Origin of the sequence: Pseudomonas sp. BMW13 (genome assembly GCF_013357275.1) — a bacterium.
In the GTDB taxonomy this organism is placed as follows: Bacteria; Pseudomonadota; Gammaproteobacteria; order Pseudomonadales; family Pseudomonadaceae; genus Aquipseudomonas; species Aquipseudomonas khazarica.
This window is the reverse complement of record NZ_SUKD01000023.1, coordinates 35,705-51,097: the sequence shown is the minus strand read 5'-3', so window position 1 is coordinate 51,097 and position 15,393 is coordinate 35,705. Positions and strand designations below refer to the sequence as shown.

The following is a 15,393-nucleotide window of genomic DNA, read 5'->3' as shown; positions in this document are numbered from 1 at the left end:
GCGACTCCTGATCTGACTGAAAGGAAAGTCCCATGACTCGTTCATCCCTAGCTGCCCTGCTCTGCTCGTTCGCCCTCGTCAACGTCGCCAACGGCGCGGTTCTCGATGAAGGCAATCTGTCGACGGCCGACGCACAGAAGCTCGCCAGTGCGACCGTCGCGGCCTGCTCCGCCAAAGGCTACAACGTCAGCGCTTCGGTGGTGGATCGTGCCGGCCTGCTGAAGGCCTTTGCCCGCGCGGACAACGCCGGCCCGCACACGATCGAGGCCAGCAGGGCCAAGGCCTTCACCTCGGCGTCGGCCAAGGCCCCTACGCTGGCAATCATGGAGAACGCGCAGAAGAACCCCGGCGCAGCCAACCTCACCGATATTCCGGGTTTCCTGTTGCTGGGTGGTGGGGTTCCGGTCAAGGCCGGCGACACCGTCATCGGCGCCATCGGTGTCGCAGGTGCTCCGGGTGGCCACCTGGATGCACAGTGCGCCGATGAGGTTCTGGCAGTGAATGCCGCGTTGTTTCGCTAAGCGACCGTAACGCGAGTAGTCATTCGCGGCCTTGGCTACCGCCGGTTGCTGAAGCTGGCGGTGGCCTGGTTCCTGTCTCCCGGACAAAAAAAGACCGCACTGGAAGACCCAGGCGGTCACAAGTCGTCTTAACCAAAGGAGATGAAGTGGAGCCAGAGCAACGACCTTGTCACGGAGTCAACTGTCGCTGCCCAGGAATCTTCATCGGGACGAAGCCTACCGGGTGCGTCCGCAAACACCCCATCGAAGTCATCGATAGTGATCATCAATCAGCTCAAATAGTGCCGCCGGCAGCATGGTGATAACTCTAAGCGCGCCCTCTGGGCCGGGCCTTACCTCGATGTGAGGCACGTTTAGAACAGCACACAAACACCGGGAGCACTCATGTACAGAAAACACGGTCTCGCGCTGGCCTGCAGCCTCGCGCTTGGTGGCCAGTTGGCGCACGCCAGCAGCCAGTCGGAAGCCAACGGTTTCGTCGAGGATGCCAGCCTCAATCTGTTGCTGCGCAACGCCTATTTCAACCGCGACTACAAAGACCGCACCAACGATGCCAAGACCTGGGGCCAGGGTTTCATCACCACCTTCGAGTCCGGCTTCACCCAGGGCACGGTCGGCTTCGGCGTCGACGCCTTCGGCCTGCTGGGCATCAAGCTCGACAGCGGTCGTGGACGCAACTACCGCGCCTTCTTCGACACCGACGGCGACGGTCGTCCGGTCGATGAGCTTTCCCAGGCCGGCGGTGCAGTGAAGCTGCGCGTCTCCAACACCGTGATCAAGTACGGCAACCAGTTCCCTTCCCTGCCCGTTCTGGCGCATGACGACAGCCGCCTGCTGCCGCAATCCTTCACCGGTACGCTGGTGACCAGCAACGAGATCGAAGGCCTGGAGCTGAATGCCGGGCGCTTTACCGCTGACAGCCCGATGGGCGACTCGGCGCGCGACCCCAACCGCCTGAAGAGCATCGATGTGCTCGGCGGCAGCTACGCCGTCAGCGATGACCTGAGCCTGGCGGTCTACCACGCCGACCTCGAGGACATGTACAAGCGCTACTACGCCAACGTCAATTACAACCTGGCACTGGCGGCCGATCAGGCGCTGAACTTCGACTTCAACATCTACCGCACCAAGTACGACACCGGCTCCAGCGCCGCGCTGGACTTTGGTGGCGACGGCGAAGGCGACCGCAACACCATCTGGAGCCTGGCCGCCAAGTACAGCGTCGGCGCCCACGCGTTCATCCTCGCGCATCAGCGCAACAGCGGCGACGCCGGCTTCGCCTACGACTACGGTGATGGCGGCAGCAGCATCTACCTGGCCAACTCCTACTACTCGGACTTCAACCTGAAGGACGAGCGCTCCTGGCAGGCCAGTTACGAGCTGGACTTCGCCGAGTACGGCGTGCCGGGCCTGCGCTACAAGTTCGCCTACGTCCGTGGCGACAACATCGACACCGGTAACGACAACGAGGGTACCGAGCGCGAGATCTTCAACCAGGTCAGCTACACCGTCCAGAGTGGTGCGGCCAAGGATCTGCACCTGCGCCTGCGCAACTCGATCTATCGTTCGAGCACCGATGTCGGTCCGGACCTCAACGAGATTCGTGCGTTCGTCGAGTACCCGCTGAGCATCCTGTGATGTCCCCTGCCCCGACCCTGGTCGGGGCAGCCCTTCATGCCCGCAAGGCCTGTACGAGAGCCTTGGCCGAATCCTCGATCGCCGCTTCGTCGTAGGCGGCGAACCCCATCATCAGGCCGGGTGCCTGCGTATTGGCGACCCAGTAGCGCGACAGCGGTATCGAGCCGATGCCGGCCTCCTGCAAACGCTCGAACGCCAGTTGTTCATCCTCGACGTGCAAGCGGCAGGCGATGTCCATCCCCGCGCGAATCTCCGGCACATCGATCAATCCGCGCCAATGCCTGTGCGCGGCTTCGGCAAAGGCATCAGCCCGGGAAGCGTAGATCTTGCGCATGCGCCGCACATGGCGGTCGAAATGCCCTTCGTGAATGAAATCGGCCAGCACCGCCTGCGCCAGGCCGTTGGCATGCCGCGACAACAGCGCCGAAGCGCGGGTGAACGGTTCGACCAAATGCTCGGGCAGCACCAGGTAGGCGAGGCGGATCGCAGGAAACAGCAGCTTGCTGAACGTGCCGGCCATGATCACCGAGTGCTCGGCGCCCGGCATGGAGCGCAGTGCCGGGATGGGTTTGGCGATGAAGCGGTACTCGCTGTCATAGTCATCCTCGAAGATATGACTGCCCTGCTCCTGAGCCCATTGCAGCAGGGCCAGACGCCGCGCGGGCGACAGCTCGCCACCCAGAGGCGCCTGACGCGATGGCGTGACGTACGCCAGCCGCGCATCACGCGCCAGGCGCACGCCTTCGTCGACCCTGAGGCCGGCCTGATCCACCGGCACGTCCACACGCCTCACACCGGATACCTCCATCAGCTGGCGTGCGCCCGGGTATCCCGGGTCCTCCATCCACACCTGCGATTCGCCCGGCGCCAGCAGCCGCAGGCACAGGTCCAGCCCTTGCTGCACGGTGCTGAGCAGGAGAATGCGCGACGCTGACACCTGCACCCCACGGGCAATGGCCAGGTAGCCAGCGACCGCCTCGCGCAGCGCGGGCAAGCCCGCCGGATCGGAGTCCAGCAGCATGGACAGGCGCGAGCTGCGCAACTGCTGGGTATGCAGTTTGCGCCACAGGTCGATGGGAAAGGCCTTGATGTCGCCGCGATGAGGGAAGAAAGGACGTAGCCCACTGGGCAGCGTGCGTCGGGAGAAGATCGGATCGATCTCCGCCAGGCGATTCAACCAGGGCGTGTCGGGGGCGCTGCGGCTTTCCTTCACCTCGGCCACCACCTTGCGCCGGACGTATCCCGCGTTCAGCGTCGGGTCCGGCAATACCTCGCTGACGCGTGTCCCGCTACCGGTTCGAGCCTGCAGGTAGCCCTCGGAAAGCAGCTGCTGATAGGCCGCCTGCACCGTGCCACGAGCCAGCTTGTAGTACTCGGCCATGGCGCGCGTGCTGGGCAGCTTGCTGCCTGCGGGAAGACGCCCGAGGAGAATCGCAGCGCGCAGCGACTCATACAGCCAGCTCTGCAGGCTGACACCCTCTTCCGGCGTTCCCAGCGGCAGAAAGACCACCTCTGGCGGTGTTTTGTCGGCAGCCATGTGCACTCCGAAGTGGATCAGTAACTCTTGCAAAGATTGGATCAATACACTGATCCAATGCAACCGCACAATTCATCCCGTAGTCAGCCAGCACCTTTCTTCTTCGCTACGGGAACAACGACATGAAACAACGAATCCTGATCATCGGCGCCGGTTTTGCCGGCATGTGGAGCGCGCTGAGCGCCATTCGCCTGCTGGACCAGCAGCAGCGTCTGGATGTGAGCGTCACCCTCCTCGCCCCGCAAGCCGAACTCCGCGTGCGCCCGCGCTTCTACGAAACCGACCTGACTACCACCGTTGCCCCGCTCGGCCCGCTGTTCGATGCAGTCGGGGTGAATTTCGTGGAAGGCTGTGCGACGCGCATCGATGCCACCGGCAAGCGCGTCATCTACCGTGAAACGGGCGGCGCCCAGGCCGAACTGAGCTATGACCGGCTGATCCTGGCCTCGGGCAGCCAGGTCGCCCGCCCTCCTCTGGCCGGTATCGACCGTTTCGCCTTCGATGTCGACAGCTTCGAATCGGCGCAAAAGCTCGAGGCTCATCTGCAGAGCCTGCGTGACAAGCCGGCCAGCCAGGCGCGAAACACCGTGGTGGTGGTCGGAGGCGGTTTCACCGGCATCGAAACGGCAACAGAAATGCCGGCGCGCTTGCGCGCCATCCTCGGCGACGAGGCGGATGTGCGGGTGATCGTCGTCGACATGGGCAAGCAGGTGGGGAGCGCGATGGGCGAGCAGATCGCCTCGGTGATCGCCGAAGCCAGCGATACGCTGGGGGTCACCTGGAAGCTCGGCAGCCCGGTATCGATGGTCGACGAACAGGGCGTGCAACTCGACGATGGCGAGCGCATCGAGGCCAGCACCGTGGTCTGGACCGTGGGGGTGAAAGCCTCGCCGCTGACCCAGCAGATCGATGGTGAGCGCGACGCCTTCGGACGCCTGCATGTCGACCGCAACCTGAAGGTACTGGGCCAGGAAAGCATCTATGCCACCGGCGATACGGCCTATGCCGCCGTGGATGAGCTGGGCAATCATGCGCTGATGACCTGCCAGCACGCCATCGCCCTGGGGCGCTCTTCGGGGAACAACGCGGCGGCCGATCTGCTGGGTGTCGAAGCGATCCCCTACAGTCAGCCCAAGTACGTGACCTGCCTCGATCTCGGCGCCTGGGGCGCGGTCTTCACCGAAGGCTGGGAGCGCAAGGTGCTGCTGACCGGCCAGGAAGGCAAGGCCATCAAGACCGAGATCAACACCAAGTGGATCTACCCGCCGGAGGCCAAGCGCGACGTCGCGCTGGCGGCGGCCGACCCGCTGATCCCCGTCGTTGCCTGACCCGCTGCCAGCCCCGGACGCCCCGGACGCCCCGGACGCCCTGTGCGTCCGGGGCTGCGCCGTTGCGAGTTGCGCACGGCCACAGCGAAGCGTGCCGCTCGACAGCGCAACCACTGACATCACACCCCCCCAAGCGGTATATGCTCGAGGCCAGACCTGATTGCAGCCCCTGGCGACAGTCGCCTGGTCATACGGGCAAGGCCCTGCCACGCCGCCACCCTCTGGCGAATCCGGGTCGAAGTGCCTTGTCGCGGGTCTTTGACTGCAGGAGAGTTCGCGTGCCACGCATCAATCGCCAGTACCGGCCGCAGGTATTCGGACTGCTGCAATCCGCCATCACCAGCGCCATCGCGGCGTTGATCGCCAACCCCAGGGGGATGGCACTGGGGCCGTTCATGCTCAGCTGGAGCACGACCTGGTTACTGACCTGGCTGAGCATGATCCCGGTGGTACTGCTGGCTGCACCCTATGTCCGGCGACTGACCGATCTCATCGTCCAGCGCGAGGACTGACTGCCCTCAGACCAGCCCGTACGAGTGGCTATCCTCGTCCGAGGCGGCCTGCATCTCGGCGCGTTCCTGCATGCGCTGGGCAATCGTCTCCTCCACTGCCTTCTGCTGTTCAGGCGGCATGGACTCGATATCTTCCTCGGTCAGGCCCATTTCCTTGAGTATGCGGTCGCGCATCTTTTCCGCCGGCGTCATCGCCATGTAGGCCTTGAACGCCTCGAGCGCGGCCTTGCCGTCGTCTTCCTCCTTCTTCTCCACCTGTCCCGAGCCGACGCTGGTTTCGGTCTGCTCATCGGCGCTGTTCTGCAGGGCTACCCGCAGGCGGGCAAACCCCTCTTCCGTGGCTTGTCTGGCCTGGAATTCGCGCTCCGACTCGGCATTCGCCGTGCGCACGGTTTTCCCGACCTCGCGTGTAACGAGCGCTTGTTCATCCTGCTGCTCGTTCTGCTTGCCGCGGAAACCGGTCAGCGACACGCCGCTGTAGTTGCCTACGCCTCCAATGATACTCATGCCTCGCTCCTTGACTGAGTTGCAGTTGCCAGGGGCTTGGAATCAAGGCGCGTGCCAACATGAAAGAGTGACGTAAGCCTCTGAAAACACAGGGCTTGTTCGTTTTCAACGGCGGCAATGGGAGGCAAGACCTTGCCGCTGGGCGGCAAGGTGGCGGCGAGAGTCAGTGCGAGTCGCTGATCTGCCGGAAGGCGTCCAGCAGTGCCCGGGTGAGGTCGACCGAGGAGAACTTGGTCAGCATCGCGTTGGCACCGACCGAGCGGGCCTTTTCGGTATTCATGGTGCTGTCCAGTGAGGTGTGCAGCAACACGTAGGTATCGGCGATGTCGACGCTGCGGCGGATTTCCCTCACCAGGCTGTAGCCGTCCATCTCGGGCATCTCGATGTCGGACACCAGTAGCTCGAAGGGCATGCCCGCCTGGCGAAATTCATGCAGTTGCTGCAGCGCCGCCTGGGCACTGCGTACCGCCGTGCAGTCCAGGCCCAGCTGGCGCAGGACGTTGAGCGTCTGCTGCAGCGCGACCTGCGAATCGTCGACCAGCAGCACCCGTCGTCCCTGCAGGATCTGTCCGTCCTGGCCATCGAGCAATTGCCCGACCGGCGCCTCTTCCAGGGCAGGCGTGATGTCGTGCAACACCTTCTCGATATCGAGAATCTGCACGATGGCGCCGTCGATCTGGGTCACCCCGGTGATGAAGGCCCGGTTGCCTGAGCCTGCGGGTGGCGGGCGCACGTCGCGCGTGGAGCACTGCACGATGCGCTCGACGCTCTTCACGTGCAGCCCCTGGCGCGAGCGGCTCAGCTCGGTGACGATCAGACAGCCGTCGTCCTCGTCGGCGGCCCCGGCCTCGCCCGTGGCACGCGACAGGTCGATGACCGTCAGCGCGGAGCCACGCAACGTGGCGATGCCGCGCACGTTCGGTCCACGGTTGGGCAGTTTGGTCAGCGGCGGACAGGGAATGATCTCGTTGACCTTGAGCAGGTTGATTCCCAGCAGTCGGCCGCTATGCAAACGAAACAACAGCAGAGACAGCGCGTCGCCGGTGATGAGACTCATGAAACGATCCTTGAACGAACGGTAGGCCTACCGGGTATAGCGACCAGCTGGCTGCGGACTTTAATCCGCAGCCAGTTTCAAGGCGACTCGCCCGCGGTTGGGGCAGGTTTCCATGTAGCGATGCGCCTCGACGAAGTCCTCGAAGTCGAACACCTTGTCGATCACCGGCGTCAGCAGGCGGTCGGCCGTCATCTGGTTGATGTGGGTGAGCGCGCGCTGCACCGCCTCGTTGTTGGGCTCGATGCCCAGCTCCGGGCAGCCGGTGAAGTCCAGCACGCAGTGACGGAAGAACTGCAGGTGCTTCTTGAAGGCGGCGCAGGCCGGGAACGCGGTATCGTTGCCGCCGTTGATGCCGTACAGGATCAACTTGCCACGCGGCGCGGCGATGTCACCCAGCAGCTTCATCTGCGGCCCGGCGCACTGGTCGAGAATCACCTCGACGCCCTTGCCCTCGGTGTAGCGTTCGACTTCGAGCACCAGGTCCTGCTCCTCGGTCGCGATCACCTTGTCGGCACCGAGACCACGCAGGAACTCGCGATCATCCGCCGAACTGGTGGAAACGATCACCTTCGCCCCCAGCGCCTTGGCCAACTGCACGGTCTGCGGCGCCATGCAGTGGCTGGCCTCGGTGATCAGCACATGCTGCCCCGGTTTCAGGTGCGCCAGGTCGACCAGCGCCAGGTAGCCGAACAGCAGGCTGGTGTAGTGCACGCTGGCTTCCAGCGGACTGAGCACCTCGGGATAGCGGGTCAGGGCATGGCTGGGCATCAGCACCAGATCGCCCCAGGTCGGATAGCGGTTCGGCGTGCTGGCCGGGAAGCCGGCGACGGCGGTGCCGATCTCGAAATCGCTGACGCCTTCGCCCAGGGCGGCGATGGTGCCGGCCAGTTCGAAGCCGGTGCCTGCCGGAAGCTTGGCCTGCTCGGCCGCCAGGTTCTGACGCCACAATACGTCTTTCCAGCCCAGGCCGACCGCCTGAACGCGCACCAGCACCTCACCAGGGCCGGGCACAGGCGTCGGAACCTCTTCGTACTGGAGCACATCGGCATCGCCGAACTTATGAAAACGGATCATGCGGGACATCGCTTACCTCGAGCTTGATCGCGGATTAACACTTCAATGATTGTGGACTCTATCCGCTGTGCGACGGCGACACTATCAGACTCTATCGATAGTCTTCATGCCTGTCAGTGATTCAGCGACTTTCAATCCGCTGCGCACTGCCCGTACTATTTGTGCCGGCAAGGCTCTCATTTGCAACGCGGTGCTGACAAGGCCCGTGTCCCCTCGGATGGTACCTGGATGAACCGCAACGACCTGCGTCGCCTCGATCTGAACCTGCTGATCGTCTTCGAGACGCTGATGCACGAACGCAGTGTGACCCGGGCTGCTGAGAAGCTGTTTCTCGGCCAGCCAGCCATCAGCGCAGCGCTGGCACGCTTGCGCACGCTGTTCGATGACCCGCTGTTCGTGCGCACCGGGCGCAGCATGGAGCCGACGCCACGGGCACAGGAAATCTTCGCCCTGCTCTCGCCCGCGCTGGACTCCATCTCCACGGCGGTCAGCCGCGCTGCCGACTTCGATCCGGCGACCAGCAAGGCGGTGTTTCGCATCGGCCTCTCCGATGACGTCGAGTTCGCCCTGCTGCCTGCCCTGCTCCGCCGCCTGCGCGCCGAGGCACCAGGCGTGGTGCTGGTGATTCGCCGTACCAACTACCTGATGATGCCGGGGCTGCTGGCCTCCGGGGAGATCTCCGTGGGCGTGGCCTACACCGAGGAGTTGCCGGCCAACGCCAAGCGCAAGGTCCTGCGGCGCAGCAAGGCCAAGCTGTTGCGTGCAGACACCGTGCCCGGCGCGCTGAGCCTCGATGACTACTGCGCGCGCCCGCATGCCCTGGTGTCCTTCGCTGGAGACCTCACCGGCTTCATCGATGACGAGCTGGCCAAGGTCGGGCGCGAACGCCACGTGGTACTGGCCGTGCCGCAGTTCAACGGCCTGGCCACCCTGCTGGCGGAAACCGATATCGTCGCCAGCGTGCCGGACTACACCGCCGCGGCCCTGACCGCAGCCGGTGGCCTGCGCGCCGAGGACCTGCCGCTGCCGGCGCAGACATTCGAGCTGCACATGGCCTGGCGCGGCGCGCAGGACAACGACCCGGCAGAACGCTGGCTGCGTTCGCGCATCCAGATGTTCTGCGGTGACCCCGACAGCCTCTGAAAACGCACCATGCAGGTGCCGGCAGGAACTTTCGCGCACTGCCATGGTTCCAAATTGATATAACTCTGTCTTTCATCATTCCTGATGATATTCAACTTCATGGTGTTCGATTCGTAGCCCCCTCTGACTCGCCGCAGACTCCGCCCATCCACAAATCCGACTGGCGGAGTCATCTATGGAACAGCATCACAAGAACATCTGGATATTCCCCCTGGCGCTCGCCAGCGTCATCGCCCTGAGCGGCTGCGATCAGGCGCCTCAGACTCAGGCGCAGATGCCGGCCCCCAAGGTCAGCGTCGCCGAAGTCATCGAACAACCGATCAACGAGTGGGATGAGTTCACCGGTCGCCTGGAGGCACCGCAGTCGGTCGAGATTCGCCCGCGCGTTTCGGGCTACATCGATCGCGTGGCCTTCGACGAAGGTTCGCTGGTGAAGAAAGGCGATCTGTTGTTCCAGATCGACCCGCGCCCATTCCAGGCCGAAGTCAAACGCCTCGAGGCCCAGCTGCAACAGGCGCGTGCCAACCAGGCACGTGCAGCCAGCGAGGCCCGCCGTGGCGAGCGCCTGCGCCAGAGCAACGCCATCTCCGCCGAACTGGCCGATGCCCGTGCCAGCGCCGCGACCGAAGCCAAGGCCGAGGTCGCCGCCATCGCCGCCGAACTGGAGAACGCTCGCCTCAACCTCGGTTTCACCCGCATCACCTCGCCCATCGACGGTCGCGTCAGCCGCGCCGAGATCACCGAAGGCAACCTGGTCGGTGCCGGCGAAAGCCTGCTGACCTCGGTGGTGTCCACTGACAAGGTCTACGCCTACTTCGATGCGGACGAGCGCGCCTTCCTCAAGTATGTGGAGCTGGCTCGTGAATCCGGTTCCGATGCCCGTGGCGCCAGCCCGGTCTACCTCGGCCTGTCCGATGAAGCCGACCACCCGCACCTGGGCCAGCTGGACTTCCTCGACAACCAGGTCAACCCGCGCACCGGCACCATCCGTGGCCGCGCCGTCTTCGACAACGAGGATGGCCGCTTCACCCCCGGCCTGTATGCGCGTCTGAAGCTGGTCGGCAGCAAGCCCTATGCCGCGACGCTGATCAAGGACGAGGCCGTCGGCACCGACCTGGGCAAGAAGTATGTCCTGGTGCTGGGCGCCGACAATGCCGTGGCCTATCGCGCCATCGAGCTGGGGCCGAAGCTGGAAGGCCTGCGTATCGTGCGCAGCGGTCTGAGCAAGGGTGAGAAGATCGTCGTCAACGGCCTGCAACGTGCCATGCCGGGCGCCACCGTCGACCCGCAGCCGGTGTCGATGGCCGATGAAGGCACGCTCGAGCAACTGGCTCGCATGCGCCAGGCCGTCGATGGCAGCCAGGCTCCGCGTGTCGCCGCCGAAAAAATCGATGCTCACTCTCCGCGCGGCTGATCACGCCAGCGTGACTTGAGGAAAGATCCATGAATTTCTCGCAATTCTTCATTCAGCGGCCGATCTTCGCCGCTGTGCTGTCACTGCTGATCCTGATCGGCGGTGCCATCTCGCTGTTCCAGCTACCGATCAGCGAATACCCGGAAGTGGTGCCGCCCACCGTCGTGGTTCGCGCCAACTTCCCCGGTGCCAACCCCAAGGTGATCGGCGAAACCGTGGCCTCGCCACTGGAGCAGGCCATCGTCGGTGTCGAGGGCATGCTCTACATGTCGTCGCAATCGACCAACGACGGCAAGCTGACCCTCACCGTCACCTTCGCCCTGGGTACCGACCTGGACAACGCCCAGGTGCAGGTGCAGAACCGGGTCACCCGCACCATGCCGACGCTGCCCACCGAGGTACAGCGTCTCGGCGTGACCGTGGACAAGGCCTCGCCTGACCTGACCATGGTGGTGCACCTGACCTCGCCGGATCAGCGCTACGACATGCTCTACCTATCCAACTACGCCGCGCTCAACGTCAAGGACGAGCTGGCACGCCTGGACGGTGTGGGTGACGTGCAGCTGTTCGGCATGGGCAACTACTCGCTGCGTGTCTGGCTTGACCCGAACAAGGTTGCCTCGCGCGGCCTGACCGCCACCGACGTGGTCACCGCGATCCGTGAGCAGAACCGTCAGGTCGCTGCCGGTGCGCTGGGCGCGCCGCCATCGGACGCCGGCAACAGCTTCCAGCTGTCGATCAACACGCAAGGCCGCCTGGTCACCGAGGAAGAGTTCGAAGACATCATCATCCGTGTCGGAGAGAACGGTGAGATCACCCGTCTGCGTGATATCGCCCGCGTCGAACTCGGCTCCAACCAGTACGCCCTGCGCTCGCTGCTGAACAACCAGCCGGCCGTGGCCATCCCGGTGTTCCAGCGTCCGGGTTCCAACGCCATCGCCATCTCCGATGCGGTGCGTGAGCGCATGGCCGAGCTGAAGCAGAGCTTCCCGCAGGGCATGGACTACGAGATCGTCTATGACCCGACCATCTTCGTCCGTGGCTCCATCGAAGCGGTGGTGCACACCCTGCTCGAGGCCATCGTGCTGGTGGTGCTGGTGGTCATCCTGTTCCTGCAGACCTGGCGCGCCTCGATCATCCCGCTGGCCGCCGTGCCGGTCTCGCTGATCGGCACCTTCGCGGTGATGCACCTGTTCGGTTTCTCGCTCAACGCCCTGTCGCTGTTCGGCCTGGTGCTGGCCATCGGCATCGTGGTGGACGACGCCATCGTCGTGGTGGAGAACGTCGAGCGCAACATCGCCCTGGGCAAGTCGCCCGTCGAGGCCACGCGCCAGGCGATGAAGGAAGTGACCGGCCCGATCGTCGCCACGGCCCTGGTGCTCTGCGCGGTGTTCATTCCGACCGCGTTCATCTCCGGTCTCACCGGGCAGTTCTACCAGCAGTTCGCGCTGACCATCGCCATTTCCACCGTGATCTCGGCGGTCAACTCGCTGACGCTGTCGCCGGCCCTCGCCGCCATTCTGCTGAAGGATCACCACGCACCGAAAGACCGTTTCTCGCGCATCCTCGACAAGCTCTTCGGTGGCTGGCTGTTCGGCCCGTTCAACCGCCTGTTCGACCGCGCCAGCAACCGTTATGTCGGCACCGTGCGGCGCGTACTGCGTGGCAGCAGCATTGCCCTGCTGGTCTATGGCGGCCTGCTGGTGCTCGGCTACATGGGTTTCTCCAGCACCCCGACCGGCTTCGTGCCGCAGCAGGACAAGCAGTACCTGGTGGCGTTCGCCCAACTGCCTGACGCGGCCACGCTGGACCGTACCGAGGCGGTGATCAAGCGCATGTCCGAGATCGCGGCCAAGCATCCGGGCATCGAGAACACCGTGGCGTTCCCGGGGCTGTCGATCAACGGCTTCACCAACAGCCCGAACAGCGGCATCGTGTTCACCCCGCTCAAGCCATTCGACGAGCGCAAGGACCCGTCGATGAGCGCAAACGCCATCGCGGCCGAACTCAACGCCCAGTTCGCCGACATCCAGGACGCCTACATCGCGATCTTCCCGCCGCCGCCGGTACAGGGGCTCGGCACCATCGGTGGCTTCCGCCTGCAGATCCAGGATCGCGGCAACCTGGGCTACGAAGAGCTGTACCTGCAGACCCAGAACATCCTCAACAAGGCGCGCCAGTTGCCCGAGCTGAACCCCATGTCGGTGTTCACCAGCTACCAGGTCAACGTGCCGCAGGTGGATGCTGCCATCGACCGCGAGAAGGCCAAGACCCACGGCGTCGCCATCAGCGATATCTTCGACACCCTGCAGGTGTACCTGGGCTCGCTGTATGCCAACGACTTCAACCGCTTCGGTCGGACCTACCAGGTCAACGTCCAGGCCGACCAGCAGTTCCGCCTGGAGCCGGAGCAGATCGGCCAGCTCAAGGTGCGCAACAACCGTGGGGAAATGGTGCCGCTGTCGACCTTCGTCAAGGTCGACGACAGTGCCGGTCCCGACCGCGTGATGCACTACAACGGTTTCCTCACCGCTGAGATCAACGGTGCCGCGGCGCCAGGCTACAGCTCGGGCCAGGCCGAAGCGGCGATCGCCAAGCTGCTCAACGAAGAACTGCCCATCGGCATGACCTTCGAATGGACGGACCTGACCTATCAGCAGATCCTCGCGGGCAACACGGCGATCTTCATCTTCCCGCTCTGCGTGCTGCTGGCCTTCCTCGTGCTGGCTGCCCAGTACGAAAGCTGGAGCCTGCCGCTGGCGGTCATCCTGATCGTGCCGACCGTGCTGTTCGCCGCCATCACCGGGGTGATCATCGCGGGCATCGACAACAACATCTTCACCCAGATCGGCTTGATCGTACTGGTGGGCCTGGCGTGCAAGAACGCGATTCTGATCGTCGAGTTCGCCAAGGAGAAACAGGAAGAAGGCCTCGATCGCATCGCCGCCGTGCTGGAAGCCTGCCGCTTGCGTCTGCGCCCGATCCTGATGACCTCCATCGCCTTCATCATGGGTGTGGTACCGCTGGTGCTGTCGAGCGGTGCCGGTGCCGAGATGCGCCATGCCATGGGTGTGGCCGTGTTCTCCGGCATGATCGGCGTGACCTTCTTCGGTCTGCTGCTTACTCCGGTGTTCTATGTCCTGATCCGTGGGTTCGTGGAAAAGCGCGAAGCCAAGAAAGCCGTTCGCCTGCAGGAGTCGCATGCATGAAAGCCTTTGCCCCCGCCCTCCTGACCCTGGTGCTGTCGGCCTGTGCCGTAGGCCCGGACTACCGGGCACCCGCTACCGACCCGGCGCGCATCGACACGCTGGAGAGCGCCGACTACGACCGTTCGCGCTTCGAAGCGACCTGGTGGCAGCAATTCGATGACCCGACGCTGAATCAGCTGGTGCAGCGTTCGCTGCAGGACAACCGCGAGCTGCGCGTGGCCTTCAGCCGCCTGCGTGCAGCCAGGGCGATCCGCGACGATGTGGCCAATGACCGTTTCCCGACGGTCACCAGCCGCGCCAGCGGTGAGTTCGGCAAGGCGCAGCAGCCACCGACCAGTGAAGACCGTATCCGTCAGGAACGCTACGACCTGGGCCTGGACATGGCCTGGGAAGTGGACCTGTTCGGACGCATTCAGCGTCAGCTGGAAGCCAGTGAAGCGCGCATCGAGCTGGCCGAGGCCGACTACTACCAGCTGCAGGTCAGCCTGATCGCCGAACTGGTCGATGCCTACGGCACGCTGCGCGGCGCGCAACTGCGCGAGAGCATCGCCCGCAAGAACCTGAAGAACCAGCAGGACTCGCGTGCCATCACCGAGCAGCTGCGCGACGCCGGCGTCGGCAACGAACTGGACGTGCTGCGCGCCGATGCACGACTGGCCGCGACCGAGGCCAGCCTGCCGCAGTTACAGGCCCAACAGGTGCGTGCGCAGAACCGTATCGCCACCCTGCTCGGCCAGCGGCCGGAGCAGTTGGAGATCGACCTGACGGCGAAACCCTTGCCGGTGATCGCCAAGGCCCTGCCGATTGGCAACCCGGCCGATCTGCTGCGTCGCCGCCCGGACATCCGTGCGGCCGAGCGCCAGTTGGCAGCGGCTACCGCCGAGGTCGGCGTGGCCACTGCGGACCTGTTCCCACGGGTCAGCCTGTCAGGCTTCCTCGGTTTCACCGCTGGCCGTGGCTCGCAACTCGGTGCATCTGCAGCACGCGCCTGGGGCGTGGCGCCCAGCATCACCTGGGCGGCGTTCGACCTTGGCAGCGTGCGTGCCCGCCTGCGCGGCGCCGAGGCCGAAGCGGACGGCGCGCTGTCGCAGTACGAGCAACAGGTGCTGCTGGCGCTGGAAGAATCGGAGAACGCCTTCAGTGACTACGCCAAGCGTCAGCAGCGCCTGATCTCGCTGGTGCGTCAGGCGGAAGCCAGCCGTGCAGCCGCCGAGCAGGCGGCGATCCGTTACCGCGAAGGTACGGTGGACTTTCTGGTGTTGCTGGATGCCGAGCGTGAACGCCTGGCTGCCGAAGACGCCCAGGCTTCGGCCGAGGTCGAGCTGTACAGCGGCATCGTCGCGATCTACAAGGCGCTCGGTGGCGGCTGGCAACCTCAGGCCTGAACCCGCTCTCCCCCGGATCGGCTGCCCTGCCGATCCTCCTCAGTCCCAGGGATGATGCCCTGGGGCTT

At 64.6% G+C, this 15,393-nt stretch carries 12 protein-coding genes; 8 read left to right on the top strand and 4 right to left on the bottom strand.

Going from position 1 to position 15,393, the window contains the following annotated elements; all coding sequences use genetic code 11:
* The first annotated feature begins 32 nt into the window (after nt 1-32).
* Together E4487_RS18320 and E4487_RS18315 are read left to right on the top strand one after the other, a co-directional pair.
* On the top strand, nt 33-521 hold the full coding sequence (locus E4487_RS18320) for a heme-binding protein (protein ID WP_175254050.1): 489 nt from the start codon (nt 33-35) through the stop codon (nt 519-521).
* Nucleotides 522-905: 384 nt separating this feature from the next.
* The gene (locus tag E4487_RS18315) at nt 906-2,159 is read left to right on the top strand and encodes an OprD family porin (protein WP_175254049.1); all 1,254 of its coding nucleotides are present in this window, start codon (nt 906-908) and stop codon (nt 2,157-2,159) included.
* 34 nt (nt 2,160-2,193) lie between these two features.
* On the opposite strand, the gene E4487_RS18310 is transcribed toward E4487_RS18315, so the two are convergent.
* Nucleotides 2,194-3,696 carry a PLP-dependent aminotransferase family protein gene (locus E4487_RS18310; protein WP_175254048.1) on the bottom strand — a complete coding sequence of 501 codons (1,503 nt, stop codon included), beginning with the start codon at nt 3,694-3,696 and terminating at the stop codon, nt 2,194-2,196.
* A gap of 122 nt (nt 3,697-3,818) precedes the next feature.
* Between E4487_RS18310 and E4487_RS18305 the strand changes: the two genes are divergently transcribed.
* Together E4487_RS18305 and E4487_RS24585 are read left to right on the top strand one after the other, a co-directional pair.
* A complete protein-coding gene (locus E4487_RS18305) occupies nt 3,819-5,024 on the top strand; it encodes an NAD(P)/FAD-dependent oxidoreductase (protein WP_175254047.1) in 1,206 nt (401 codons plus the stop codon).
* A gap of 278 nt (nt 5,025-5,302) precedes the next feature.
* Nucleotides 5,303-5,536 carry a DUF2798 domain-containing protein gene (locus E4487_RS24585; protein WP_175254046.1) on the top strand — a complete coding sequence of 78 codons (234 nt, stop codon included), beginning with the start codon at nt 5,303-5,305 and terminating at the stop codon, nt 5,534-5,536.
* A 6-nt stretch (nt 5,537-5,542) separates the two neighbouring features.
* On the opposite strand, the gene E4487_RS18295 is transcribed toward E4487_RS24585, so the two are convergent.
* The 3 genes from E4487_RS18295 to E4487_RS18285 all read right to left on the bottom strand — a co-directional run bounded on the left by E4487_RS18295 (nt 5,543) and on the right by E4487_RS18285 (nt 8,183).
* Nucleotides 5,543-6,043 carry a hypothetical protein gene (locus E4487_RS18295; RefSeq protein WP_175254045.1) on the bottom strand — a complete coding sequence of 167 codons (501 nt, stop codon included), beginning with the start codon at nt 6,041-6,043 and terminating at the stop codon, nt 5,543-5,545.
* 163 nt (nt 6,044-6,206) lie between these two features.
* A complete protein-coding gene (locus E4487_RS18290; RefSeq protein WP_175254044.1) occupies nt 6,207-7,100 on the bottom strand; it encodes a chemotaxis protein CheV in 894 nt (297 codons plus the stop codon).
* Nucleotides 7,101-7,160: 60 nt separating this feature from the next.
* Nucleotides 7,161-8,183, bottom strand: a complete 1,023-nt coding sequence (locus tag E4487_RS18285; protein WP_037047479.1) for a zinc-dependent alcohol dehydrogenase family protein — start codon at nt 8,181-8,183, stop codon at nt 7,161-7,163.
* Nucleotides 8,184-8,402: 219 nt separating this feature from the next.
* Here E4487_RS18285 and E4487_RS18280 point away from each other — a divergent pair, with 219 nt between their 5' ends.
* From E4487_RS18280 to E4487_RS18265, 4 genes are all read left to right on the top strand, one after another.
* On the top strand, nt 8,403-9,317 hold the full coding sequence (locus E4487_RS18280) for a LysR substrate-binding domain-containing protein (RefSeq protein WP_037047481.1): 915 nt from the start codon (nt 8,403-8,405) through the stop codon (nt 9,315-9,317).
* Nucleotides 9,318-9,492: 175 nt separating this feature from the next.
* Nucleotides 9,493-10,731: a multidrug efflux RND transporter periplasmic adaptor subunit MexE gene (gene mexE / locus E4487_RS18275; RefSeq protein ID WP_037047482.1), complete on the top strand. Its 1,239-nt coding sequence runs from the start codon at nt 9,493-9,495 to the stop codon at nt 10,729-10,731.
* Nucleotides 10,732-10,760: 29 nt separating this feature from the next.
* A complete protein-coding gene (locus E4487_RS18270; protein ID WP_037047484.1) occupies nt 10,761-13,940 on the top strand; it encodes an efflux RND transporter permease subunit in 3,180 nt (1,059 codons plus the stop codon).
* Nucleotides 13,937-15,325: an efflux transporter outer membrane subunit gene (locus tag E4487_RS18265; protein WP_175254043.1), complete on the top strand. Its 1,389-nt coding sequence runs from the start codon at nt 13,937-13,939 to the stop codon at nt 15,323-15,325. The genes E4487_RS18270 and E4487_RS18265 overlap by 4 nt, the downstream gene beginning before the upstream one ends.
* Nucleotides 15,326-15,393 lie beyond the last annotated feature (68 nt).